Below are 24386 nucleotides of genomic sequence, written 5' to 3'. Positions count from 1 at the left end.
GACGACGGAATCTGTCCTTTCTCTGAGAGTTCCCGGGAATGCCCGCGGAACGTGCCGCGCGCAGCCGGCCTCGTGAGACGTTTGCCGCCGGGAAACGTACTTCCTGTCCGACGCCCAGACCTCACGAGAACGGGAGCGCACGTCATGAGGAGTTACCGCACACCGGTGGCGGCCGGGCTGGGCTGTCTGTTCGCCCTCGCCACCGCGGGATGCTCCGGGCAGGGCGACACGTCCCCCGCGTCCCCCACGGCGACGGCCGGGGCCGGCACGTCGTCCCCCGCCGCGACCGGCACGTCGTACGCCCCGTACGTCAGCGCCACCGAGGCCGCCGGCACCGACTCGGCCGGCTCCCCCACGACGTACAACCTGGCGTTCGTGATAGCCGACGGCGACGACTGCACTCCGCGCTGGAACGGCACGCACGCCATCGGCGACTCGGGCGTCGCATCCCGTATCGCCGAGCTCAAGAAGGACGGCGTCCGGGTCCGGGTCTCCTTCGGCGGCGCCTCCGGCAAGGAACTCGCGGTGAACTGCGACAGCGCCTCGGAGCTGGCGGCGGCGTACGGCAAGGCCCTCGACGCGGCCGGCGCCACCCTGGCCGACTTCGACATCGAGGGCGACGAACTCTCCGACTCCGCTTCCGTCGCCCTGCGTTCGAAGGCGATCGCCCGGTTGCAGGAGGAACGGACGGACCTGGAGGTCTCGTTCACCCTGCCGGTCATGCCCGAGGGCCTGGACAAGGACGGTCTCGCCCTGCTCGCCTCCGCCAACGACAACGGCGTACAGGTCTCCACCGTCAACCTCATGACGATGAACTACGGCTCGTCGTACGACGGTGACATGGGCGGCTACGCCCTCGCGGCCGCCGAGGCCGCGCACACCCAGCTGAAGAAGACCTTCGGCACCTCGGACGCGACCGCCTGGCAGGGCATGGCGCTCACCTCGATGATCGGCGTCAACGACGTCGCCGGCGAGACGTTCACGCTCGCGGACGCCGCCGAGGTCCGCGCGTTCGCCGAGGAGAAGGGCATCGCCTGGGTGTCGATGTGGTCGACGGCCCGGGACCGGAGTTGCGCGGACGGCTCCGACTCGGCCGAGGCGGCGACCGATTGCAGCGGGGTGACGCAGGGGCCGGGGGCCTTCGGGAAGGCGTTCGCGGGCTGAAACCGGGGTCAGCGGGCCCGGTACACCAGCCGGCCGGCCAGCACGGTCGCCACACAGGTGGCCGCGCCGCGCTCCCGCAGGGCCGTCTCGTCGGGTACGTCGAACACGGCCAGGTCGGCCCGGCCGCCGATGGTCAGCGGGGCGTGGACCGTGCCCCGGAGGTCGTACCCCTCCGCGAACGGGTCGAGGTCGGGCCGCTCGCCGAGCAGCGAGCCGGGCGCCTGTGTGGTCCCCACGACCATCAGACCGGACCGGGCGACGGCCATGGCCACCAGCGGGTCGCGGAAGCGGGCGCCGGGCGAGGCGACCGCCGTCGTGCCGTACCGCAGCATCCGCTGCACGCCGCGGCGTACGCTGCCCGACCAGCGGGTCTCGGTGAGGTCACCCAGGGCGGCCAGCCGCTCGCCCCACAGGGGCTGTTCGCCCAGTTCGTCGGCTTCGCGCGGGTCGGGGTGGTAGCAGTGACGCAGCAGCCACAGCGGGTGCCACTGGCGCAGACCCGGGGTGAGCACGCCCGGCCAGCGCCGCACCCGCGCGCCCGGCGCACCGTCGACGGCGTCCTCGTACGGCCCGACGGCCGTGATCCGGTCGCCGTCGACCACGACGGCCCCGTCCACGACGGCTCCGTCCGTACCGGGGGCCGCGCCCGCCGGCAGGACCAGCGGTGCGGCATGGATCGTCAGCACGGTCGGGTCAGTTGGGCGCCAGCAGCTTCAGCTCGGGGTGAGCCGTGCCACCCTCGATCGCCGTCGAGGAGATGTGCGAGACCACGCGGTCGTCGACCGGGTCGTTCGCCGGGTCGTCGTGGACGACGAGATGCTCGTACGTGGTCGCTCGCTGGGCGGGCACCCGGCCCGCCTTCCGGATCAGATCGATGATCTCCATCCGGTTGGACCGGTGCTTGGCACCGGCCGACGACACCACGTTCTCCTCCAGCATGATCGAGCCGAGGTCGTCGGCGCCGTAGTGCAGGGAGAGCTGCCCGACCTCCTTGCCCGTGGTCAGCCAGGAGCCCTGGATGTGGGCGATGTTGTCCATGAACAGCCGCGCGATGGCGATCATCCGCAGGTACTCGAAGAGGGTCGCCTGCGTACGGCCCTTCAGGTGGTTGTTCTCGGGCTGGTAGGTGTACGGGATGAAGGCGCGGAAGCCGCCCGTACGGTCCTGGACCTCCCGGATCATCCGCAGGTGCTCGATGCGCTCGGCGTTGGTCTCGCCGGTGCCCATGAGCATGGTGGAGGTGGACTCCACGCCCAGGTTGTGCGCGATCTCCATGATCTCCAGCCAGCGCTCGCCCGACTCCTTCAGCGGGGCGATGGCCTTGCGGGGCCGCTCGGGGAGCAGCTCGGCACCGGCGCCGGCGAAGGAGTCGAGCCCGGCGGCGTGGATGCGCTGGATCGCCTCCTCGACGCTCACCTTGGAGATCCGGGCCATGTGCTCGACCTCGGACGCCCCCAGGCTGTGGATGACCAGCTGCGGAAATTCCTTCTTGATCGCGGCGAAGTGCTTCTCGTAGTACTCGACGCCGTAGTCCGGGTGGTGCCCGCCCTGGAACATGATCTGCGTACCGCCGAGCTCGACGGTCTCCGCGCACCTGCGCAGGATGTCGTCCAGGTCACGCGTCCAGCCCTTGGCGGTGTCCTTGGGAGCGGCGTAGAACGCGCAGAACCGGCACGCCGTCACGCAGACGTTCGTGTAGTTGATGTTGCGCTCGATGATGTACGTCGCGATGTGCTCGGTCCCGGCGTACCGGCGTCGGCGCACGGCGTCGGCGGCGGCTCCCAGCGCGTGCAGCGGGGCGTCCCGGTACAGCACGAGCGCCTCGTCCGGGGTGATCCGCCCACCGGCGGCTGCACGGTCGAGGATGGGCTGAAGGTCGGCCTTCTCGGTCACCGGGCGTCCCTTTCGTAAGGGTTGTGGACGGACCAGCCCAGCGTACGCCAGGGGTTCGGTGGGCTGGACGTCAGGCCGTGCGGGCGGAGTCGGGGTACGGGGCGGGCGGCGCCGCCGGGACCGAGAGGCGCTGTGGCCTGCGCCGCCGGGCGAGCCACAGCACGATCGCCGCGTAGAGCAGGTCGGTGACCATGGCGGCGAGGGCCAGCGACCAGGGCGCGTCGGCCGCGGTCTCGTCCGACGACAGTCCGCCGACGACCGCCGCGGAGGCGCCGAAGGCCAGCAGGTTGTTCAGGACGTGCAGGGCGATGGCCGCTTCCAGGCCGCCGGTGCGGATCGTGAGGAGCCCCGCCACCAGACCGTTCACCAGCAGACCGAGGAAGCCCCACCGGGTGCCCCAGCCGTGGGCCGCGGCGAACAGCACGGCCTGCGGGATCACCGCGAACCACGGAGAACGCACGAACGCCCCGACCGCCTGGGTCAGCCAGCCGCGGAAGACGTACTCCTCGGCCGCGGCCTGCAACGGGACGAGGACGGCCAGCACGGCCAGGGCCGCGAGGAAGGAGCGCCAGCCCACCCAGGTGTCGGACTCGCCCGGCTCGCCCGGCAGGAGGAAGGCCGTCACCGTGAGCAGGAGCAGGGGCGGCAGCCCGGCCAGCAGACACCACCCCAGCCAGCTGATCCGCAGCCGTCCGGTCACCGACGAGACGGTGCCTGCGGGCCGTCTCGCCGGCCACAGCGTGGCCAGCAGCACCAGGGGCAGGGCTATCACGATGGACACGAGATCCATCGCCGTGTTCCCGAGCGGCCCTAAGTCGACACCGCCGTCGGGCAGTTCCGGCGCCCCGAGCGCCGTTCCGAGACCGTAGGTGACGCCGAACAGCACGAGGAGGATCACGACGTAGGCGACGGCCAGCAGCGAAGTCCCGACCCACGCCCGCCACCAGCGGTGACGCCCTGTGCCGTGGTCCAGGCGGTGGTAGGGGTGGCCGGTGGCGCGGGGGGACGGGCCGGTCGGGTACGGGGACGGGCCGGTCGGGTACGGGGAGGCTGTTGTCATGATCACAAGGATGCCGGGGCCCTGTCTCACGCCGTGTAGGAACCCACCAAAAGCCCCAGGAAGGCCCCCGCGATCAGGAACGGTCCGAAGGGGATGGCCGTTTTGCGGTCGGCTCGGCGGGTGATGACCAGGGCGGTGCCGTAGAGCGCTCCCAGGAGGAAGCCGGCGAAGGTGCCGAGCATGACCGTCGGCCAGCCGTACCAGCCGAGGGCGGCGCCGGCGCCCAGGGCGAGTTTGACGTCGCCGAAGCCCATTCCCGCGGGGTTGATGAGGAACAGGACGAAGTAGCCGCCGCCCAGGGCGAGGGAGCCGAGCAGGGCGGTCGTCCACTCCCCCGCGTGCTCGGGGACGACAGCGGTGAGGCCGAGCAGGGCCAGGGCGGCACCGGCGAAGGGGAGGGTGAGCGGGTCGGGCAGCCGCCGTACGCGGAAGTCGACGACCGTGAGCAGGACGCCGACCGGGGCGAGCAGCAGCCAGACCCCGAGCTCGGGACGGGTTCCGGTCGCGGCGGCCAGGACGGCGCAGACCAAGGCGGTGGCGATCGCCGGCGGGATCCTGCGCGGCCCGTACCGGGGCTCCGCGCACTCCGGGCACGCCGCCCGCCCCAGCCAGCCCTTGACGGCGTGCCCGCCGGGGCACTCCTCCCGCCACGCCTCCCCCGAGGGCGCCGAGAACCGGTAGGCCGCCCGCGGCAGCAGCGCTCCCGCCACCGCGCCCCACAGCGCGGCGGCGAGGACCAGCAGCCCGGTGCTCATCCCACCGCGGCGATCGCGTCACGCCATGCCGGCAGCAGCTCGTCGAGCAGTGCCTCGGTGCGCGGCGGCAGCCCACGGGCCCCGCTGCGGCCGATGAGGTCGGTGGCGAGGGCGGTCAGCCGGTCCGTGTCGCCGGTGGCGTGGGTGGCGCGCAGCAGCTCGTGCCACAGGCGCTCGTCGGCCGGAGCGGTGCGCAGGGCCGCGTTCAGCGCCTCGATGGCCTTCTCCGCGCGGTTCTTCTCCATGTGGAACTCGCACAGCGCGAGGCCCGTGTCCGCGACGAGCAGCGGCAGCTGGGCGTCCACGATCTCGTGGGTGAGCCACCGGTAGCGCCCCTCGGGCCGGTCGGCGAGCAGCGGCCCGCGCACCAGCACCAGCGCGTCGGTGAGCAGCCGCCCGCGCACGGCCCGGCTGTCGGCACCCTTGCCCTGCGTGGCCTCGTGGTAGAGGGAGCGCAGCACGTCCAGGTCCGAGACGACCGTCTTGGCGAGCGTGAGCCGGCCGGAGCCGTCGGTGGCGAGGCGAGGTGAGCCGTCGGGCTCGGTGCCGAGCCACTCGCGCAGCCGGTCCAGCAGCGCGTTGCGTACGTCGTCGGTGACGCCGCGCGGCCACAGCGCGGAGGACAGCACCCGCGGGTGCACCCCCTCGCGGTGCAGGAGCAGCAGGGCGAGCGCCTCGTGCAGCAGCGCGCTGCGCTCCCCGTCCGGGTTGTCCAGGCCGATGATCTCGTACGGCCCGACGAGCCGGGCGTAGACGGACGGCCGGCCCTGCTCGCTGATGTCGACGAGGAACGGCGGGGTGGTCGCGGGCCCGTCCGTGTCGCCATCCGGGTCGGCCTCGACGAACAGCTCGACCACGGCCCGCTGCTGGGCCGCCGGCAGCAACTGCGCGTCGAGTTCGAGCCCGAGGAGCGGCGCGAGCAGCTTGCCCTGGCCGGTGATCTCCATCTCCCAGGCGGCGCCCGGCAGATGGCCGGTCTCGGTGCCGACGAGGTAGCCGATGCCGAGCCGGCTCGCGTCAGCGGCGAGTTCGGCGAGCTTGACGGCGTCGTCGGCGGACGGCTGGGCGGCGAGCAGGACGAGGTGCGGGGCCCAGCGGGTGTGCTGGGCGGGCCCGGTGCGCCCGGTGAGGACCGAGTCGTGCCCGGCGGCGCCCAGCGCTCCGCGCCGCTGCCGCGTCTCGGCCTCCATGGTCTCCACGAGGGCCTCGATGTCCTCGAGGTGCCGGATCCGGTTCGGGGCGAGGGGGGTGAGGTCCTCCCCGAAGCCGACGAGCGTGATGGTCATGCGGTCGGACCACCCGTTGGTCGCCAACTCGGCGGCGACGGACGCGAAGACGGCGGCCCGGTCGGCCTCCCGGCCGCTCAGCGAGACGATGCCGGGCACGGCCTCCAGGTTGAGCAGCAGTCGCGAGTCGTCCATGGTGCCGAGGCTGACGAGCCCCGGGTAGGGCGCGGCCGTGTCGATGTCCTCGTAGCGCTCGGCGTCGGTCCGGGCCAGCATCCAGAAGGTCTGGTCCTGCCCCTGCTGCCAGGGAGCCGGGGGCTTCCCGGCGGGCTGGGCGAGCTGGAGGTGCAGGTCGCCGTTGCTGAGCCAGGCCGCGTACACGACCGGCAGCGCGCGCGACTCCTCGGCGAGGGAGGCGGCGAGACCGCGCAGGCTCAGGTCGAGCAGCCGCACGCCCTCGGGGTCGGCGCCGACGAGCAGCGCGTCATGGACGTCCTGCGCGTCACCGCTCGGCGTGGGCGGCTCCATGCCGCGCCGCCCGCCGACGGCCCCGAACGCCGACTGCCACAGCGCCTGCCGGCGCCGCCGCCCCAGGGCGCCGAGGAGACCGGCGGCGAGGAGGGGCGCGGTGAGGAGGGCTTCGGGAAGGCCGAAGGCACTGTCGGACTCGGCGCCGACGCCCGTGGCCTGCTGGTGCCCGGTGTCGTGGGCGGGCCGCTGCTGCTCGGGGACGGACACCTGGGTGGCGCCGCCACCGGCGTGCTCGTGCCCACCGCCCTGGGCGCCGGAGCCCCCTCCGCCCTGGGCGTGGTCCCCGGTCTGCGCGTAGTCGCCGATCTGCTGCTGCACGTCGGACGACACGTTGGGCGCCTCGTCGGGCAACTCGACGAGCTCGCCGCCGCGGGCGTCGCCCGGCATCTCCATGATCCAGCCGGGCCGGATGAGACTGGCCTCGGAGAGCTTGGACCCGTCCGGCTGCACGCGGTCCTTGTTGAGCTCGAAGATCTCCTTGTAGCGGCGCCCGTCGCCGAGGTGCCGCTGGGCTATCTCCCAGAGGGAGTCGTGGTGACGCCCCTCGGGCGGCTGGATCCGGTAGTACTTCGTGTCGCCCTGCTGGGCGGTGCTGCCACCGGCGTCGGCGTGGGCGGCGGCGTGCGAGGCCTGCTCGGCGAGGGCGGCCGCGGCGCCGGCGGCCTGGTCCTGCTGCTGGGCGAAGAGCCCCGGGGTCGCCTGGGCGGCCGCGACGGTCGGCTTCTGGTTGCCGTCGTAGCTGTGCCCGAGCTGCGACAGGCCGGGCGTGAGGCTGGCGGCGGTGGCGCCGACGAGCAGCAGCGCGGCGACGAGCTGGCGCGCGAGCAGCTGACTCGGCCCGGCGCCGGGCACCCGCCCCGGCACGCCCACACCCGACAGCGCGGCCTTCATCTCCACGAGCACGCACGCCGTGAACTGCGCCCAGGCCAGCCACACGATGACGGTGAGGATGTTCAGGAACGTGTGAACGGTGATCTCTTGCTGCAGCCAGTCGAAACTCGGCACCCCGTTCGGCAGCGGCCACCCGATCTGCGTGGCCAGCGCGCCCGGCACGCCGACGAGCAGAACGGCCAGGGCGGCGAAGGCGAGGAACGCCTTGACGAAGTCCCCGAACGACCTGCGCCGCATCCGCACCGGCTGCGGCGTCCGGTTCCTGGGGGCGGCCGTGGTTCCCGTCGCTCCCGTCGTACTTCCCGTCGAGCTTGACGAGCTTGAGGTGCGGCGTCGCGGCATGGCGGGTGTCCTGGGGTCGTGTGCGGAGTGAGATGAGGCCGAGCTGTGGGGTAAGGGGTGTGCTGAGCCTACAGAGATCTTATTGACCTTTAGTGGGGTCGTCGAAGGGCCGAGGCAAGGAACCTCACCGCCGTCCGTTTTGCCCTTGTGGCTACGGGCCCCGGCCCCTGCGGCCGGACTTGACGATCACGCTCCTTCGCGAGCGCTACGTACACCCCTCACACTCCCCACACAATCACCCATGGCCGACCAGGCACCCAACTCCCGCCCCTGGCGGCTTCGTTCTCAGTTGCACATGTCGAACCTCGGGGGAGAAGCCGTGGCCCGGCACCCATCGTCGTCCGCGTCCGGCCCCGCCGGCACCGACCGCCCGGACGTCACGAACGGCAGCTCGAGACGACCCGGGACATGAACGTCCAGGGGATCCAGTCGATCAACCGCTGAGCGACGCAAGCGGAGTGGCGGTGAGGGAAGGGCATGAGCAGCACCGTTCGCAACCGCCACGTCACACTCCTCACCTTCCCCACACAATCCCCCACGGCCTCTCATGGCGTCGTGATCCACCCCTGATAGCTTCGTTTCCTGTCGCGTACACCGAAACTACGGGGGAGATCAACTGTGGCCCGCCGCGCACTGCCCACGACTGCCGCCGCGTTTGCCACGGCGGCAGCGCTGCTTCTGACCGCCTGCGGCGGGGGTGACGATTCGCCGTCGGACGACATCAAGGGCGCGGGCAACAGCTCGGGCAGCCCGTCGGCCTCGCCGTCGTCCTCGGCGCCCGGCGTCAAGCGCCCGGTGATCAAGCTCCCCAGCAGCTTCCAGCTGACCTTCGAGAACTGGACGAGCAGCGATCCGGTCGAGCAGGCGGTGTTGAACGACGGCAAGGAGGAGCTCCGGGCCGGATACGCGGCGGTCATCGCGAACGACCCCGACAGTGAAGCCGTCACCTTCTACGACACCGAAGGCGTCCGCGGACAGACCAAGCAGTGGATCAAGTCCTATACGGACAAGGGTTTCACCGTCATCGGCAAGCTGCCCGTCTTCAACCCCAAGGTCACCCTGGCGGAGAACGGCAAGGGAGCGGCGCTGACTTACTGTACGGACGAGACCGAGGCGAAGACCAGGAACCGCAAGACCGGCAAGGTCGAGGGGAACCCGGAGGGCACGAACCCCTACGTCCTGTACTCGCTCTCCCTGACGAAGAACGAGCAGGGCGTGTGGCAGAACTCGTCGGTGCGCGGTGAACGAGGGAAGTGCTCCCGGTGAAGGCGCCGCACCGAGCGATACCCCTGATCACGACGTCCCTGGTCGTGACACTGCTGAGCTCGTCACCGGCCGGCGCCTTCGGAGGTCCCGGCAGCGATGTGCGAGGTGGCACCAACGACAGCGGTGAACTCTCCGCCTCCGCCTCACAGTCCCGGATCAAGGTCACGCAGACCAGCGGACCCACCGGCGGCAAGCAGGGCACCGTCGCGTCGACGGACGTGAACTGGAAGCCGCCGCCGTGCTGGTACGAGCCCGTGTTCACCCCCGAGCAGCTGAAGAACTTCTCGGAGAACGACGGCAGTGGCGATGTCGGTCTGCGTGACGGCTGGTACGGCTCGGAACTCTGGACCGACCACTTCCGGGACGAGAAGGACGCCAACACCATCTTCACCAAGCCGGCCACCGTGAAGGGGTACAAGAACTACAACCTCGGCAAGAAGGGCTACTTCTGGCGCGGAGTGGCTCCGGACGTCACCGAGATCGACGACACCTCGCTGTGCAGTCGGCTCATGTTCTGGCAGGACGCGGGCCAGATCCCCGACGACCCCAACGCTCCCACGGCCGAGACCCTCGCCGACTACGCCTACGACAAGGTGAAGGTCCCCGAGACGGAGGTGGAGCTGAAGCCGGCGGCCAGGTCGACGGTGAACCTGCCGACCTGGGTCTGGCTGGACAAGGGCACCTTCCAGGACGTCAAGGTGCGCGCGGAGCTCCCCGGTACGGGCCTGTGGGCGGAGACCACCGCCAAGCCGGTCGCCCTGCACCTGAACCCTGGCACCAAGGACGCCGAGGTCTTCCCGGCCTCCGGCGACTGCGAGATCAACGACGACGGTTCCATCGGGACGCCGTACACCAAGGGTGCCGCCGACAAGATCCCGCCGTGCGGCATCCGTTACCTCCGCGCGACCGACGGTGCCCCGTACCAGCTCTCGGCCAGCGTCACCTGGCAGATCACCTGGGAGGGCTCCGACGGCTCCGGCGGCGACCTTCCGGACGGCACGTTCGAGACCACGCAGGACATGAACGTCCAGGAGATCCAGTCGATCAACCGCTGAGGCGGCACCTGACGGTCAACGAATTGCGAGGGCGGGCAGACCGCTGCCCGAGAGACGCGAAAAGGCCCCGGATCCGAGGATCCGGGGCCTTTTCGCGCGCGTTCTGTCAGGAGGCGACAGCGGCGTTGAGGTGCAGGTCCGCCGCGATGCCCTGCGGCGAGAGGGCGAGGCCCACGCCGCCGCCGACGCCGGCGGTGAGGCCCGCGGCCGTGGTCTCGACGTAGAGACCGGCCGCGGCGCCGGCACCCGCGGTGGCGCCACCCGCCTGACCGCCTGCGATCGTGTCCAGCTCGGCGTCGGACATCTGGGCGGTCTGGATCTGCGGGGTGAAGGCCATGGAGGGCGGTTCCCTTCGTTCAAGAATTCGAAGTGCTCGAGTGCGACCGATCAAAGCACGTCGGAAGAAGGCACGGCCAGTCAGTGATTACGGACGGGAGCCGGATTTCGGAGGGCGAATTCATGACTGTGACCATTCGGTCACCGGAAACCTCGTGGCCTTCACACCTTCAGCCACTTCGCGGTACGGGAATATGGTCCACAGCGCGGGAAATGGCCCGGGCTCAGGACCTGCCCCATCCCGTCCCATCCTCACAGTGAACGGTGTGCAGATTCGCCGAAGGTTCCGGATCGGCTCAGCCGACCTCGTTCTGCGCCACCGCCTGCCCGTGCACCACCACGTCGCCGCCGTAGAACATCCCGGTGAAGACCGGGGAGTAGGTGAGCTGCACCTCGACCTCGACCTGCTCGGCGTTCGCCGCCACGCAGTGGGTCGCTCCGATGTCCGCGCCCGTCATGTCCATCTCGCGGGCGAAGGCCTTCACGCGGGCGTCGCAGTTCTCGAAGTTGATCGGGGCGGGGCCGCCCTCGTTCTCGTAGAGGGCGTCGCGGTCGATGTCCTGGGCGGCGTAACGGGCCGCCTGTTCGGCGATGTCGGCGGCGCGTTCCCGCTTGGAGATGGACAGGCCGCCGTCGATGACGAACGCGGAGAGGGAGAGGAAGACGAGCGTGAAGATGATGACCGCGCCGGCGCCGGAGCCCCGGTCGTCCAGATGGGCGCGACGGGCCGCCCGGCACGACCGCAGGTACAGCCGGAGCCGACTCATGCCGACCTCCTGAACGGGTCGAGCGGGGAGCTGAAGCTCGCCGTCAGCGTCGTCGGGACGTCGAGGCCGAGCATGGCGAGACCCCGCACCTGACAGCTCACCTCGACCGTGAAGATGGTGTCCGGCTCGAAGCCCTGGCTCGTCTGCACGACGGACACCGGGCCCGAGCAGACGTCCGTCAGGTTCGCCTCCGCGGCCTTCCTCGCCTCGGCCATGGCCGTCGCGTGGTCCTTCTGGATCGAACCCGCGCGGGCCGCGTCCCGGGCCGCGCCGTCGAGCGCTCCGCGGCCGTCCACGAGCTGGCCGAAGGCCACCAGGACCAGGATGAACAGGATCATCACCGGTGCGAGGATCACGACCTCGACGGTGGACAGGCCTCGGTCGTCCTGCGACCGGCGGCCCTTCGGAAGGGAAGGGACAGACATTCATTTCCCGTCGTCCTGTACGAACCGTTCCACCGGCCCGGCCGACTGCGCGTGCACCGTCAGATCCAGCCCGGGAAACACCGTCGGCACCTTCGCCGTGATCTCCACGCCCACCGTGTTCTGCTCCGGCTGCACCATCGTCACGTCCGGGGACAGGACCAGTTGGGGGCCGAGCTGCCGGATGTAGCTGTCCACCACGTCCCGCGCATCGCCCCGCCACGCGCCCGGCTGTTCGTCGGCCGTGGCGCGGGCCTTGCGGGCTCCGGCCTGGGCCGCCGCCTGGGCCACGTGGTCCGCGAAGAAGTACAGGGCGAACTGCACGGTCGCGAAGATCATGAAGAAGAGGACCGGGGTGAGCAGCACGAACTCGATCGCGGTCATGCCTGAGTCGCCGCGGGTGGCCGCCCGTTTCCGTACGGCCCGCACCCAGCGGCGTACCCGTCTGCCCACGTCTGCCGGCATCCCCGTGAACCCCGTCGCTCCTGAGACGATCAGCAGGTCTTGCCCGCGTCCGCGCCCTTGATGCAGTCGCCGACCTTGTTGGCGCCCTCGCTCAGTGCGGCGTTGATGATGGCGGCCACGACACCGACGATCGCCACGACGACCGCGCTGATGATGACCCACTCGACCGCGGAGGCACCGCGGTCCAGCTCGCCGGAGCGGGCACGCTCGGTGCGGGCCTGGAGGAAGGTGACGAGGAAGTCCACGGCGGGGATACCGGTGTGGAAGTTGCGTCCGTTCATGACGTCTTGTCCTTTCGAAATCGGTTCACGGAAGTTCTGGAGTTGTGAAGGTCGCTGCAAGGCTCATGCACGGCTCACTGCACCTGGAACACCCGCATCGCCGCCGGAAAGATCAGGAACACCAGGAACCCTGCGCACAGCAGCAGCTGCGCCACGAGCATCGACTGGGACTTCTCGCCCGCGCTGCCCTCGATCTCGGCGAGCTCGCGGTGCCGCATGGTCTCGGCGCGGGAGGCGAGGGACTCGCGGACCTTGGCACCGTCGTCGGCGACCAGGGCCAGGGAGGCGGAGAGGTCCTTGAGTTCCTCGACGCCGATCTCCTCGCCGAGCGCGCCGAGCGCCTGCCACTGGCTGACGCCGGTGATGCGGGCGTCGGACAGGGCGTTGCGGATGCGCTGGTTGGCCCAGCCGTCGGAGATCTCGGCGGCCGCCATCAGGGCCTCGGGCAGACCGCGTCCGCCGGCGAGGCTCATCGACACCAGGTCGAGGTACGCGCCGATCACGCGCCGCAGGTCACGCCGCTTGTCGGCCGCGTCCCGCCGTACCTCCAGGTCGGGCAGGAAGAAGAAGATCGCCGCGAAGAGCAGGGCCAGCCAGACCGGGATGATCGGGCTCCTGCCGAAGCCCAGCGTGTAGACGATGGCGAAGAGGAACGGGCCGAAGAACAGGCCGGCCACGCCGAGCAGCACCTTCGTCGCCAGGAACTTCTCCCAGCTGCGGTCCAGCACCGCCAGGTCCGCGCGCAGCGAGCGCTGCTCCCAGCCCTGCTGGAGGTAGAACTCCGAGACGCGCAGGCCGACTTCAGCCCGCAGCGCGCCCAGGCGTCCCTTCTCCCGCTCGACGCGGGCCGACTCGTAGGCCGAGCCGCGGGCCCGCATCGCGTCGATCCGCGCGACCTGTGAGATCGCGCTGCGCTTGCTGGGCATGAGGGCGCGGACGAGGGCGTAGAGGCCCAGGCCGATGACGGCACCGACGACGAGCGGCATCGTGAGGTCCATCAGCGAGCCCCCTCTTCCTGCGGCAGCCGCTGCTGGGAGGGCTGCGACGGCGTCCTCGGACGGACGAACTGGACGGAGGCCTCGTCGCGGACCAGGAAGCGCTCGGGTGTCTCGATGGTGGACAGCTTGCGCAGCCACCAGAAGCCGAGCGCGAACAGGCCGCAGACGCACGCCAGGACGAGCTGGCCGACGGCCGTTCCGTACGGCTCCACGAAGTCGCGGTTGAAGACGGACAGGCCGAGGACGAAGGCGACGGAGACCGCGACGACGATCTGCACCGAGCGGCGGGTCGACGCGCGCTGGGCCATGACCCGCTGGCGCATGTCGACCTCCTCGCGGGCCGACTTGGCCAGGGCGCCGAGGACTTGGCGCAGACCCGGGCCGCGCAGGCGGGCGTTGAGGATGAGGGCCGCGACGATGATGTCGGCGGAGGCGTCGTCGATCTCGTCGGCGAGCTGCTGGAGCGCCTCGGGCAGCGGGGTGCGGGCGCGCAGCCGGTCGACGAGGGCGTCGAGGTGGGGCCGCAGGACGGGAGCCGCGGCGCGGGCGGAGGCCGGGATGGCCTGCTCCAGGCCGACGGCGCCGGCGATGGTGTCGCGCAGGGACTCCGTCCAGGAGGCCAGGGCCTCCACACGGCGCATGGCGGCCCGTTCCTCGCCGGCTCCGCCGAACAGACGGTCCCAGAAGAAGACGAGGACGCCGGCCGCGATGCCCGCGACGGCCCAGCGGGTGAGGACGAGGACGACCAGGCCGACGATGGCGGCGAGGGAGCCGCGCCGGCCGGCGAAGCGGATGAGTTCGCTCGCCCGCTCGGCGGCTTTCTGCTTCTCGTGGTCGGGCTTGGCGGGCAGCCCGCGTACGGCGATGAGGAGGAGGGCGAGGCCGCCGCCGACGGCGACGCCGCTCCCTATCGAGTACAGGACGGTGGTGGAGAACAGGCCGCCCATGGAGCCGAGCGAGCCGAGTGCCGCGTATGTCGTGTTCATCCGCGGCTCACCCCCAGGTCCCGGTCGGCCGGTAGCCGTGTGCCATCAGTTCCTCCAGGCAGGCTATGGGGGCGTGCGGCACGATCCGGCCGTCGGGAGCCTCCGCGAACACCTCGCTGGACAGCACCCGTCCGTCGACGCCGTTGACCTCGCGGACGGAGGTGACCATGCGCTGGAGGCGGCCGCCGTTGCCGTAGTTGTTGCGCCGCTGGATGAAGACGACGAAGTTGACCGCGCCCGCGATCAGCATCTGGCTGGCCTCGATGGGCAGCCGTTCCGTGGCCTGCAACGCGTAGGTGGAAATACGGTTGAAGACCTCGTGGGAGCTGTTGGCGTGGATCGTGGACAGTGAGCCGTCGTTGCCCTGGGACATCGCGTTGAGCATGGTGACGATCTCGTCGCCGAGGACCTCACCGACGATGACGCGGGAGGGGTTCATACGCAGCGAGCGTCGCACCAGTTCCGCCATCGAGATGGTGCCCTGGCCCTCGGAGTTGGGCAGGCGCTCCTCGAAGGCGACGACGTTGGGGTGCAGGTCGGGGAAGGTGTCGAGGCCGAGCTCCAGGGCCCGTTCGACGGTGATGAGGCGCTCGTGCGGCGGGATCTCGTTGGCGAGGGCCCGAAGGAGCGTGGTCTTGCCGGCGTTGGTCGCGCCGGCGATCATGATGTTCTTGCGGGCGCGGACCGCGCAGGCCATGAAGTGGGCGACCTCGGGCGACAGGGTGCCGTTGCCGACGAGGTCGGAGATGAACACCTTGCCCATGCGCGCGCGGCGGATGGACAGCGCGGGGCGCCGGGTGACGTCCATGACGGCCGACAGACGCGAACCGTCGGGGAGCCGCAGGTCGAGCTGGGGGTTGGCCGAGTCGAAGGGCCGCGAGGACAGACCCGAGTACGCGCCCAGCACCTGGATGAGCTCGATGAGCTCCTCGTCGGTCTCGGCTACGGGGTCGACCTTCTCCTCGCGCCCGTCGGCATACCCGACGAACACCTGGTCACAGCCGTTGATGTCGATGTTCTCGACTTCGGGGTTGTCCAGCAGCGGCTGGAGCCGGCCGACGCCGAACAGCGCGGCGTGCACGGCGGCCGCGTACTGCTCCTCGGTCTCGGCGTCCAGCGGCGTACGGCCCGCGTTGATCTCGGCGCGGGCGTACTCCTCCAGAATCTGGGCTATGACGGCACGGGCGTACTGCCGTTCGTCCTCCGGGGACATCGGGGTGACGCCCGCGACCTGGTCCTGTCGGCGCTGCTCGGCTATGCGGTCGCCGGCGTCCTGACGGAACCGCTTGACCAACTGGTGGTCGACAGCGGTCATGCGCCGGCCCCCGCGTGGCCCTGCATCCGGCCCGGGGCGTGCGGGGCGTGGTGGGCCTGGGGTGCCTGGTTGGCCTGGGCGGAGGCGGCCCAGGCGGCGCCGTACTGCTGGTAGAGGTCGGCTGCGACCTTGCGGGCCGAGCGGATCAGCAGCGACTTGTCGAGGCGGCCGCGCTTGCGGCCGGCCAGCTGGTCGGCGCCGGCCGGGTCGTCGGCGATGGTGCCGACCACGCGGGCGCCGGTCTGGGCGTGCACCAGCATGTCGTTGACCTGCGAGGCGAGCTTGCCGGCCGTGCCGGTGTCGGCGATCAGGACGACGCCGATCATCGGGGTGGCGATGCTCGCGGCGCCGCGGGGCCCGCCGTGCAGCTTGCCCGCGAGGGCGGCGGCACGGTCGCGGACGCGGGCGATGGCCTCCGGTTCGGTGCGCGAGACGAGCAGCACGAGCGCGGCGTGCGGGAACAGCTCCACGGCGGGGGTGTCGCCGCTGATGCGTCCGCAGTCGGCGATGACGTCGGCGGCGGCGTTCGGGGAGTCGGCGAGGGAGTTGAAGGCGTGCCCGAGGGTCGGCCACAGCCCCGCGAGTCCGGCGGCCTGTTCGGCGATGCCGAGCCCCACGAGGACTTCCAGTCCTCCGCTCAGCGGCTGTACGTGGTCCCAGAGCTGGTCCGGTACGAGGCCGCGGCGCGCGGTCGCGGCGATGGACAGCATGCCGGTGTTGGGGTTGAGCGGTCCGCCGTGCGCGGCGGCACTGCGGTAGACGAGGTCACCGCCCGCCGGGTCCGCCTCGGCGAGCAGGACACGCCGCGGCCAGACCGCCGCGAGAGCGACGGCCGCGGTGGTGACGCCGGGGGAACCCTTGTCGGCGGCGAGAGCGATGAGCGCCATGGGTCGAGTGCCGCCTTCTAGTTGCCGGAGTTACCGGGGACCTGGACGAGAGCGACCTCGCCGTTGGAGGCGGCCTGGGCCAGGTCGGCGGCCTTGTCGCTGTCGACGGTCAGGGTGACCGCCAGGTTGGTGCTGCCGACGATTTCGTCGCCGCCGTCCTTCGGGCCCGGAACGTAGGTGACGCGGGCGTTGTCGACGATGACGGAGCTGTTGGTCGCCGACGACGAGGAGTTGCTGTTGCTCGAGCCGGAGGCGGAGTTGACGCGGTAGGCCGCGACGGTGTCGCCCTGCTTGATGCCGGTCGGGTACTGGCCGGCCTTGAGGGACAGGCCCACGGTGGCCTTGCCGGCGGCGACACCCGCTTCGTCGCCGAACATCTCGCCGACCGCGACGACTCCGGCGGGGATGGCGTTGACGGCCTTCAGCTTCTTCAGCTGGTCCAGCTGCGTCCACTCGATGTAGTGGATGCTGTCGTCCTTGGCGACCATGACGGGGGTCGCGTTCGACGTGTTGACCGAGCCGCCCGCGGGGATCGCCTGGGTGACCTTGACGACCTCGATGCGCTCACCGGCCTGGAGCACGAGCATGGTCGCGCCCAGGGCACCCACCAGGATCAGCAGCACCGCGAGCGCGGCCAGTGCCGGTTTGCGCTCGCGAGGCGGGGTGGGAAGCCGGTCACCGACCGACGGCTGAGCCGGAGCGGCGGAGCGACCGGCGCCCGCCCCCGTACGCTCTTGGATCTTCACGCAACCGCTCCCCGTACACCCAAGAAGATGTCTGTCATGTGCCTTCAAATTCGGACACTTCACCCGCGTCGGCCCGCACGAAGAAGTACGGGACGAGCCGGACGTACCCGCCCGACCTGGGCGAATGGCCGGCACTGGGGGTGAGTGTCAAGCCATCGCACCGTATCAGCCGCACATAAGCCCCTCAAGGCGCGTCCGGCCCCACCGGCCACAGGGTGCGGCCTGTTATCCATCTGCAATGTCGCGCCCGTTCAACCCTGCCGGGACCAGCCCCACATGACGGTGGCACCTGTGCACCAGCGAATCGCCGCGGGCGCCAACTGCCCTTGTCGGTCGGCGGGTTCGTCACCTTTCGGCCATCATGCCTGCACGATTCACACACGAAGCCGGGCCGAGGCGTCGCGCAACTCCGCCCTCGTGGGGGCGACGACCGTCAGCGTCCAAGGGCGTGGACAGGTACGGCCTGTAGCGGTCGTGAAGATCCAAGCAGAGTGGCACGGACGAGAACGGCCGCACGGTGCCCTGTTTCGAGGTTCCGGCCGGGCGGAGCGCGTGGGCGGCGAGCGGGTACGGCCCGCTGACGTCCCCGTCGGCCGGGCTCGGCAGGGCTCGTTGATCAGCCGGGCGGCCGGTCCTCGCGCAGGGCCCTGAACAGGGCGCGGGCCCGCCGGTCGTCCCACTTCACCGCGCTGCCCTTGGAGGTGCGCAGGTCCGGGTCGGCCACGGGCACGTTGAGCTGGCGGCCACCGCCGCCCGTTGCCTTGCGCAGGGCCTCGAACAGCGCCATGAGGTCGGGCAGTTCGGTACCGTCGTCGACGATGAGCGTGTCGAGTCCCGCGCTCAGGGTCGGGAACGACTTCGACGGGTCGGCGAGAGTGGCCGGGTCGGCCGCCTTCCGGGCGAGGGCGGCGAGGAACTTCTGCTGGTTGCGGGTGCGGCCCAGGTCCCCTTGGTCCTCCTGTTTGCGCTGCCGTACGAAGGCCAGCGCCTCGGCGCCGTCGAGGGTCTGGCAGCCGGCGGGCAGGTTCGCTCCGGAGTCCTCGTCCCGCACGGGCCGGCCCAGGCACAGGTCGACGCCGCCGACCGCGTCCACCACGCCCACGAAGCCGGCGAAGCCGATCTCCGCGTAGTGGTCGATGCGCAGGCCGGTGTTGCGTTCCACGGCCCGCACCAGCAGGCCGGGGCCGCCCAGCGAGAACGCGGCGTTCAGCTTGTTCGGCGCGGCCCGGTAGCCGCGGCCGGTGCCCGGGTCGACGTAGGGCGGGAGGGTCACCCAGGAGTCGCGCGGCAGGCTGAGCATCGTGGTGCCGTTCGCGCCGGTGTGCAGCAGGATCACCGAGTCGGTACGGCGGCCCTCGGCCGATCCGGTGTTGAGGTCCTTGCGGTCCTGCTCCGACAGTCCCTCGCGGCTGTCGGAGCCGACGACCAGGTAGGTGGTGCCCTTGCCCGGCGGCACCCTGCCGCCGAGCGCACCCAGGTCGACCTGCTGGTCGAGCCGGGTGTCGGCCCAGACGTACGTACCGGCGCCGCCGAGCAGCAGCACGGACGACAGGACGGCCGCCGTCCGCAGGTACCGGCGGCGACGGCTGGGCCGGCGCCGGTTCCTGCTGCCCCGGCCGCCACGCGGATGAGGGCCGCTGTCGTAGCGTCCGGGTGCGGCGGGCGAGGGCATGCCGGGCAGCGGGGCGGTGCGGGTCGAGGGTGGCGGGGCCAGGGGTTCCCGCCGTGGGGTCCACTCCGGCGGGGATGTACCCGGGCGGTCGGTCCAGTCGCTCATCGACGCCTCGAAGGTGCTGTGGGGGGGCTCTCGGGTCAGCGCATCGGCACACTCCTATACGGGACGGGCCCACCGATCTGTTCAGCGGCCGTCCCGGACCGCTGCATCCGCTGCCACCGCAGCCGGCTGCCGAGCAGCAGCGCGACCAGCGACTGGATGACGACGAGATACATCAACTGCCGGTAGACGACGATCTGGAACGGCATCGACCACAGGGCCCGCACCGGCTCGCCGTCGAGCCTCAAGGCGTAACCGGAGCAGACGATCTGCCCGCCGAGGAACGCGAACCAGACGGCGGCCGACTCCCACGGGTCGCGGAACAGCACGCCGTAGAGGGCGTAGACGTCGATGACGGGCGCGAGCAGCGGCAGCGCGACCTGGAAGAGCGCGAGATACGTCAGCCCGCGCCGCCCGAACCGCCCGGCGGGACCGGTGCCGAGCAGGGCTCCGCGGTGCTTCCACATGGCCTGCAGCGTGCCGTAGCACCACCGGTACCGCTGCCGCCACAACTGCCGGACGGTGGTGGGCACTTCGGTCCATGCGACGGCGGACTCCTCGTACAGCACCCGCCAGCCGGAACGCCACAGGGCCATCGTCAGGTCGGTGTCCTCGGCGAGGGTGTCCTCGCTGACCCCGCCGACACCGATCACCGCGTCCCGGCGGAACGCCCCGATGGCACCCGGCACGGTCGGCATGCACTCCAGCACCTCGAACATGCGCCGGTCGAGGTTGAACCCGAACACGTACTCCAGATGCTGCCACCGTGCGAGCAGGCTGCGCCGGTTGCCGACCTTGGTGTTGCCGCTGACGGCGCCCACGGCCGGGTGCGCGAGCGGCTGCACGATCCGCTCGACGGCGTCGGGCTCGAAGACCGTGTCGGCGTCGACCATCACGACGATGTCGTGGCGGGCGTGAGCGAGCCCGGTGTTGAGGGCCGCAGCCTTCCCGGCATTGGCCTGCCGTACGACCTCCACCCGCGCATCCCCCATGTTCTCGGCGATGTCGGCGGTCCGGTCGGAGGACCCGTCGTCGATCACGATGATCTGGAGTTCCCGGTGGGTGGACTCGAGCAGCGACCGCAGGGTCGACCCGATCCCGGCCTCCTCGTTGTACGCCGGGACGAGCACGGTCACGGGCCCGGACGTGTCCCGCATCCAGGGCGCACCGGTCCGGAAACGCTCCAGCCGCCGCACATGGGCCCGGGCGAAGAGCGCGAGCAGCAACAGCCGCAGCACGCCGAGGCCACCGGCGACGCCGAGGATCCAGATCATGGCGGTGGAGAAGACCTGCCCGAGGCCGGTGATCCGGATCAGCCCCTGCCCGGCCCACCGCTCGACCAGGGACGGGGACGTGTAGGGCACGAGCCCGATCCCCTCCGACACGGTGGTGAACCGGTCGACGGTCCCATTCCTCAAAAGCCTGCGCGCCTCCTGATAGGCGCTCTCCGTCTGGCTGAGCTGCCGGACGATCCCCTGTGCCGGCCTTCGCGAACCCTTGTCGGCGGCGACGAGCACGTACCCGTACCCGGTTGCCTGCCGTGCGGCCTGCCACTCCCGTCCGCACAGGGTGTCGGGGGACGTGGTCCGCGGCATCCGCAGCAGATTGGTCCGTACGCCGGTGGTCCCCGCGAGGACGCTCTGCGTCAGCTCCAGTTCGGCCTGGAAGCGGGGCCCGGACGACTCCCCCAGCACGGCCCCGGTGTACGTGTTCGACCCGATCTCGTGCCCCTCGGCCCGGATCCGCCGGATCAACTCCGGATGCCGGGCGGCCTGGGCACCGTGCACGAAGAAGGTCGCCCGGGCGTCGTTCCTGCGCAGCAGGCCGAGCAACCGGGGTGTCCAGACGGGGTCGGGCCCCCCGTCGAAGGTGAGCGCCACGGTCCGGGCGGGCATCGACGCGGTCCGTATCCCGTCCCCGTTGATCCCGATCACGGGCCCGCCCTTCGCGACGGCCTCCGGCACGGGTGCCGTACAGGGCGACCGCGCCTTCGCGGCGTCGACCTCGTGCGAGGTCCAGCCTTCGAAGAGCAGCAGGGCGAAGACGAGGGGGAGGGTGAGGGCGAGCAGGAGCCAGTGGGCTCGGGGGTCGCGGGATTGTTTGTGACGGGCCCGGGCTTTGGACGCGGCGGGGTTCAGGGGACGTCACCGCCCCCGGGCTCCGGCCAGCGCCCTGCTCCCGCGCCCTCGGCGGGCTGTCTTCTCCACACGCGTCGGTTGAACGCGCCGGATGCTCGGGGTGCCGTATTCGCCGTGGTGCTGCGGGAGTTGCGCATGGGGCGCGAGTGTAGTTTCGGCGGCCGGGCCGTACGGGTGGAACGGCGACCTTCACAGGCTGGCGGGTTCGCGCGCCGGAACGGCGCCTCCGGCAACGCCCAGGACGTCACCGTTCAGGAAGTCCAAGCCGTCAGCCGCTGGGGCCTCTCACAGACTGGACCAAGCCGTGCCGCGCGGCGGACACTTTTGCCGCTGCGCGGCACGGCCCGGCATGATTCCGGGCAGGCCCCACTCACCCTGGGTGCGGCGCCGTCGCGAACTCCTCCGCGGCCGGGAGCAGATCGGTGATCAGCTGCCAGACCTTCTTGGCATCGACCCGGACCAGCCTGAGCGGAGTGTTCTCATCCACCTGGCCGGGCAGGATCGGCTCGGCGGGTAGTTCTCGGTGCCAGTAGCCGAGGGGGCCGCAGTCCCACACCGCGAATCCGCGCACCTGCCGGGCAGGGGACCCTTCATCGTGCCCCTGCCAGGCAGCGGTCATCCGCCAGCTGGAACGCATCCCGGCGATCAACTTGGCAAGGGTGCTGAGCTGTGACTTCCGGGTGAGCCCGGCGCCCTTCAGCGCCTCTGCTATCCGGTCGGTGCCCTCCTCGGCCGTCAGACCCTGGAGGCGGTCCAGGGTGGCGAGCCCCGCGTCGAGGACGGCCATCGTGGCATCGATCTCGGGCGTGGCCACGTCCACCTGGTCATCCCCCTGGAGGTTGACCATCCGCGCCAGCGCCCAGACGAGCATGTTCGGCTCCAGCCGGACATACTCCGACTCCGCGTAGCCCGGCCAGGACTCATGGGAGTAGACGTAGCCGTCGCCGATGGTGACGCCGTGGTGGAGGGTGCCATGCTCACCGAGCGCCTCCACGTGGAGGACGACGGTGGGAGCCCGCAAGGTGCTGACCAGCGGGCTCAGCGCGAAGTCGAGGTTTCCGGCCTGGTCGGTCAGGCCGGCCTCGCGCAGTTCGCGTTCGGCCTCGGCCAGCTCCGAGGACACCTCCTCCCCTTCGATACGGTGACCGAGGACGGCCAGGTGGTTCTCGGCAAGCCGGAACCGACCCCGCGTGCTGTCATACGAGGGCATTGGGTGTCGCTTTCGTCAGCGGAAACGTTTGCCGGGATGGCTCAGGGAGTTCATGGGGGTCACTGGAAGACGTCCAGCCACTGCATCGACCTGCCGAAGAAGGCCCGAACGGCCCCGCCTCTGGTGAGGTTTCGGGTGTTGACGCCGCACATCACGGCGGCCAGGGCGAGGTCGGTGGCGTCGGCCGGGCCCAGGACGGTGAAGGTGGCCTTCTTCCGCGCACCGCTGCCGTGGCGACGGATCCGGACCTCCACCCCGTTCCGGGTCAGGGCCCGGTCGCGGTGCCGTGCGCTGGTCGCCAGATAGCGATACTCCCGCCCGGCAACCTGCATCCGCACCGCGCGTCCGGCTCTGGTCTGCGCCCAGCGGTTGCGCTTGAGCCGGACTCCGGCCCCGCCGACACTGAGCTCCGCCATGTAGAGCGAGGGCTTTCGTCCGTAGGCCCAGCCCATGAAGGAGGTGACCGGCACCGTGTCGCCTTTGACCTCGGTCACATGACGGTCGCCGCGCCTGCTCGCCGGGTAGACCACCTCGATCCTGCCGAACTCCCCTGCCGTGCCCCGGTACCCGAACTTCCAGGCCAGCCGATGACCTGAACGGTCCTCCCAGTGGTCGAGCGTGTACGTGTGCTGCTGCATGGTTCCTTCCCCTCGCGCCGCTCGGCGCGGTTGTGCCACGGTCGGCATCAGTCGAACGGGTTGAGGGCGCTACCCAGTGCCTTGGCACCGTCGGAGATGGCCTCGCCGGCCTTGTCGGCCTTGTCACCGACCCAGTCCGCGGCCTCCTCCGCACCATCGCTGATGCTGTCCCAGTTGTCCCATACCAGTGTTCCGGCATAGGCCAGGCCGGTGCCGACAGCCAGACCGACGGTGACCGGGTTGGGGGCGACCATAGCGGCGGTGAGCGAGGCGTTGAAGGCCGTACCGGTCCAGTTGGAGAGGTACTTGGCCTTGTCCTCCTTCCACGCCTTGCCGTGATCCATGGTCGCCAGGTTCGCGACGCCCCAGGCGGTGGCACCGACGGAACCGACGATGCCGGCGCCGCGCATCCATCCGGCGGCCTTGGCCGCGTTGGCGAGACCACCGCGCTGAGCGACGCGGAGCAGGTTGGCCTCGGTGGAGGTGGGCATGTAGAAGGCGCCCTTGCGCATGTATCCGGCGAGCATCGCCGCCTCATCGGAGCCGGAGAGCACGCTGACGGGCACTCGGCTGAGCCAGCTCCCCGCCCTGGGGATCCTGGACAGTTTGTCCCAGTGACCGTTGATGAGGCGGGCGGTGAGGGTGCCCGGCGCATTGAGCACTTTGGAGCTCTTGAAGTACGAGATGAGGGACTTGCCGCCCAGCAGCGCCGTGGTCGACGACGTGAAGAAGGCCGACAGGTTGGCGGCCCCCTCGATGTACGTCGCGACCGCCTTACCCAGTTTCTCGTTGCCGGTGAGCTGAGTGACGGCGTCGCCCTGCACCCTGACGAGCCAGTCGTCGAGGGTCTCGCCGTCCTTCTTCTTGAGCCAGCCGTCGTCGACCTCGCCGTCGGACGCGGTCGCATTGGCCACCAACAGGACGTCCGGTGGCAGATCCTTGTTCTTGAGCTGCTCAGGGGTGAATCCGGCAAGCAACAGTCCGGCCAGCGGGTCGCCGTCCTCAAGGCGAGCATAGGCCGCCTTCCTGCGGAGTTCGGGCGCCGTTTCCGACAGCCAGGAATGCATCGGGCGTATCGCAGTCAGTTTGCCGGACACTCCGAGCGCCGAGGCCCGCGTGAACGCCTCGCCGAGTTTGTCCCCGACTCCTCCCCGCCCATCGAGCAACTTGGCCAGTTGCTCCAGGTCTTGCGGGTTCACCACTCTGTTCGGCTTACCGGTCACAAAGCTCCTTCAGGTGA

General features: G+C 70.9%; 23 protein-coding genes. 3 read left to right on the top strand and 20 right to left on the bottom strand.

The annotated features are described in order from the left end of the window. The first annotated feature begins 144 nt into the window (after positions 1 to 144). Positions 145 to 1164 (top strand): chitinase, encoded by a 1020-nt coding sequence (locus tag IO24_RS0130135; protein ID WP_031141096.1) that lies wholly within the window; start codon positions 145 to 147, stop codon positions 1162 to 1164. Between the two features lie 8 nt (positions 1165 to 1172). Here IO24_RS0130135 and IO24_RS0130130 read toward each other — a convergent pair whose 3' ends face one another. From IO24_RS0130130 to IO24_RS0130110, 5 genes are all read right to left on the bottom strand, one after another. Next, entirely contained in the window at positions 1173 to 1850 is a 678-nt protein-coding gene (locus IO24_RS0130130) for an amidohydrolase family protein (protein ID WP_031141094.1), read from the bottom strand. Between the two features lie 7 nt (positions 1851 to 1857). After that, complete coding sequence (gene mqnC, locus IO24_RS0130125) at positions 1858 to 3057, bottom strand: cyclic dehypoxanthinyl futalosine synthase (RefSeq protein WP_031141092.1); 1200 nt, start codon at positions 3055 to 3057, stop codon at positions 1858 to 1860. Between the two features lie 70 nt (positions 3058 to 3127). Then, positions 3128 to 4117 carry a CPBP family intramembrane glutamic endopeptidase gene (locus IO24_RS0130120; RefSeq protein ID WP_234335298.1) on the bottom strand — a complete coding sequence of 330 codons (990 nt, stop codon included), beginning with the start codon at positions 4115 to 4117 and terminating at the stop codon, positions 3128 to 3130. Between the two features lie 26 nt (positions 4118 to 4143). After that, entirely contained in the window at positions 4144 to 4872 is a 729-nt protein-coding gene (locus tag IO24_RS0130115) for a prepilin peptidase (RefSeq protein WP_031141088.1), read from the bottom strand. Next, on the bottom strand, positions 4869 to 7862 hold the full coding sequence (locus tag IO24_RS0130110; RefSeq protein ID WP_031141085.1) for a BTAD domain-containing putative transcriptional regulator: 2994 nt from the start codon (positions 7860 to 7862) through the stop codon (positions 4869 to 4871). Before IO24_RS0130110 ends, IO24_RS0130115 begins: the two co-directional genes overlap by 4 nt. A 618-nt stretch (positions 7863 to 8480) precedes the next feature. Here IO24_RS0130110 and IO24_RS0130100 point away from each other — a divergent pair. Together IO24_RS0130100 and IO24_RS0130095 are read left to right on the top strand one after the other, a co-directional pair. Beyond that, complete coding sequence (locus IO24_RS0130100; protein ID WP_031141083.1) at positions 8481 to 9128, top strand: hypothetical protein; 648 nt, start codon at positions 8481 to 8483, stop codon at positions 9126 to 9128. After that, positions 9125 to 10183, top strand: a complete 1059-nt coding sequence (locus IO24_RS0130095) for a hypothetical protein (protein ID WP_037668814.1) — start codon at positions 9125 to 9127, stop codon at positions 10181 to 10183. The genes IO24_RS0130100 and IO24_RS0130095 overlap by 4 nt, the downstream gene beginning before the upstream one ends. Before the next feature lie 106 nt (positions 10184 to 10289). Here IO24_RS0130095 and IO24_RS0130090 read toward each other — a convergent pair whose 3' ends face one another. The 15 genes from IO24_RS0130090 to IO24_RS0130020 form a co-directional block, all read right to left on the bottom strand. Next, the gene (locus IO24_RS0130090; protein WP_031141079.1) at positions 10290 to 10520 is read right to left on the bottom strand and encodes a hypothetical protein; all 231 of its coding nucleotides are present in this window, start codon (positions 10518 to 10520) and stop codon (positions 10290 to 10292) included. Positions 10521 to 10815: 295 nt separating this feature from the next. Further along, positions 10816 to 11286 carry a pilus assembly protein TadG-related protein gene (locus IO24_RS0130085; RefSeq protein WP_031141077.1) on the bottom strand — a complete coding sequence of 157 codons (471 nt, stop codon included), beginning with the start codon at positions 11284 to 11286 and terminating at the stop codon, positions 10816 to 10818. Next, on the bottom strand, positions 11283 to 11711 hold the full coding sequence (locus IO24_RS0130080) for a TadE/TadG family type IV pilus assembly protein (RefSeq protein WP_031141075.1): 429 nt from the start codon (positions 11709 to 11711) through the stop codon (positions 11283 to 11285). Before IO24_RS0130080 ends, IO24_RS0130085 begins: the two co-directional genes overlap by 4 nt. Then, entirely contained in the window at positions 11712 to 12173 is a 462-nt protein-coding gene (locus tag IO24_RS0130075) for a TadE family protein (protein WP_031141073.1), read from the bottom strand. 29 nt (positions 12174 to 12202) lie between these two features. Next, positions 12203 to 12454: a hypothetical protein gene (locus tag IO24_RS0130070; RefSeq protein ID WP_010041603.1), complete on the bottom strand. Its 252-nt coding sequence runs from the start codon at positions 12452 to 12454 to the stop codon at positions 12203 to 12205. Between the two features lie 74 nt (positions 12455 to 12528). After that, positions 12529 to 13452 (bottom strand): type II secretion system F family protein, encoded by a 924-nt coding sequence (locus IO24_RS0130065; RefSeq protein ID WP_031141070.1) that lies wholly within the window; start codon positions 13450 to 13452, stop codon positions 12529 to 12531. Beyond that, a complete protein-coding gene (locus tag IO24_RS0130060) occupies positions 13452 to 14399 on the bottom strand; it encodes a type II secretion system F family protein (protein ID WP_037668812.1) in 948 nt (315 codons plus the stop codon). The genes IO24_RS0130065 and IO24_RS0130060 overlap by 1 nt, the downstream gene beginning before the upstream one ends. Positions 14400 to 14445: 46 nt before the next feature. Further along, complete coding sequence (locus tag IO24_RS0130055; protein WP_031141067.1) at positions 14446 to 15753, bottom strand: TadA family conjugal transfer-associated ATPase; 1308 nt, start codon at positions 15751 to 15753, stop codon at positions 14446 to 14448. Beyond that, complete coding sequence (locus IO24_RS0130050) at positions 15750 to 16640, bottom strand: hypothetical protein (RefSeq protein ID WP_031141065.1); 891 nt, start codon at positions 16638 to 16640, stop codon at positions 15750 to 15752. The genes IO24_RS0130055 and IO24_RS0130050 overlap by 4 nt, the downstream gene beginning before the upstream one ends. Before the next feature lie 17 nt (positions 16641 to 16657). Next, entirely contained in the window at positions 16658 to 17386 is a 729-nt protein-coding gene (locus IO24_RS0130045; protein ID WP_031141062.1) for a hypothetical protein, read from the bottom strand. 616 nt (positions 17387 to 18002) lie between these two features. Next, positions 18003 to 19163: an LCP family protein gene (locus tag IO24_RS0130040; RefSeq protein ID WP_078899427.1), complete on the bottom strand. Its 1161-nt coding sequence runs from the start codon at positions 19161 to 19163 to the stop codon at positions 18003 to 18005. 35 nt (positions 19164 to 19198) lie between these two features. Beyond that, positions 19199 to 21124, bottom strand: coding sequence for a bifunctional polysaccharide deacetylase/glycosyltransferase family 2 protein (locus IO24_RS0130035; RefSeq protein WP_031141059.1), 1926 nt, complete (start codon positions 21122 to 21124; stop codon positions 19199 to 19201). 544 nt (positions 21125 to 21668) lie between these two features. Continuing rightward, on the bottom strand, positions 21669 to 22508 hold the full coding sequence (locus tag IO24_RS0130030; RefSeq protein WP_031141057.1) for a hypothetical protein: 840 nt from the start codon (positions 22506 to 22508) through the stop codon (positions 21669 to 21671). Between the two features lie 59 nt (positions 22509 to 22567). Beyond that, entirely contained in the window at positions 22568 to 23146 is a 579-nt protein-coding gene (locus IO24_RS0130025) for a hypothetical protein (protein ID WP_031141055.1), read from the bottom strand. A gap of 47 nt (positions 23147 to 23193) precedes the next feature. Next, entirely contained in the window at positions 23194 to 24369 is a 1176-nt protein-coding gene (locus IO24_RS0130020; protein ID WP_031141053.1) for a hypothetical protein, read from the bottom strand. Positions 24370 to 24386: the final 17 nt, after the last annotated feature.

It is taken from the genome of Streptomyces flavovariabilis, assembly GCF_000725785.1.
Classification (GTDB): Bacteria; Actinomycetota; Actinomycetes; order Streptomycetales; family Streptomycetaceae; genus Streptomyces; species Streptomyces hawaiiensis.
The sequence above is the reverse complement of the archived record's forward strand: the minus strand, read 5'-3'. Positions and strand labels throughout refer to the sequence as shown.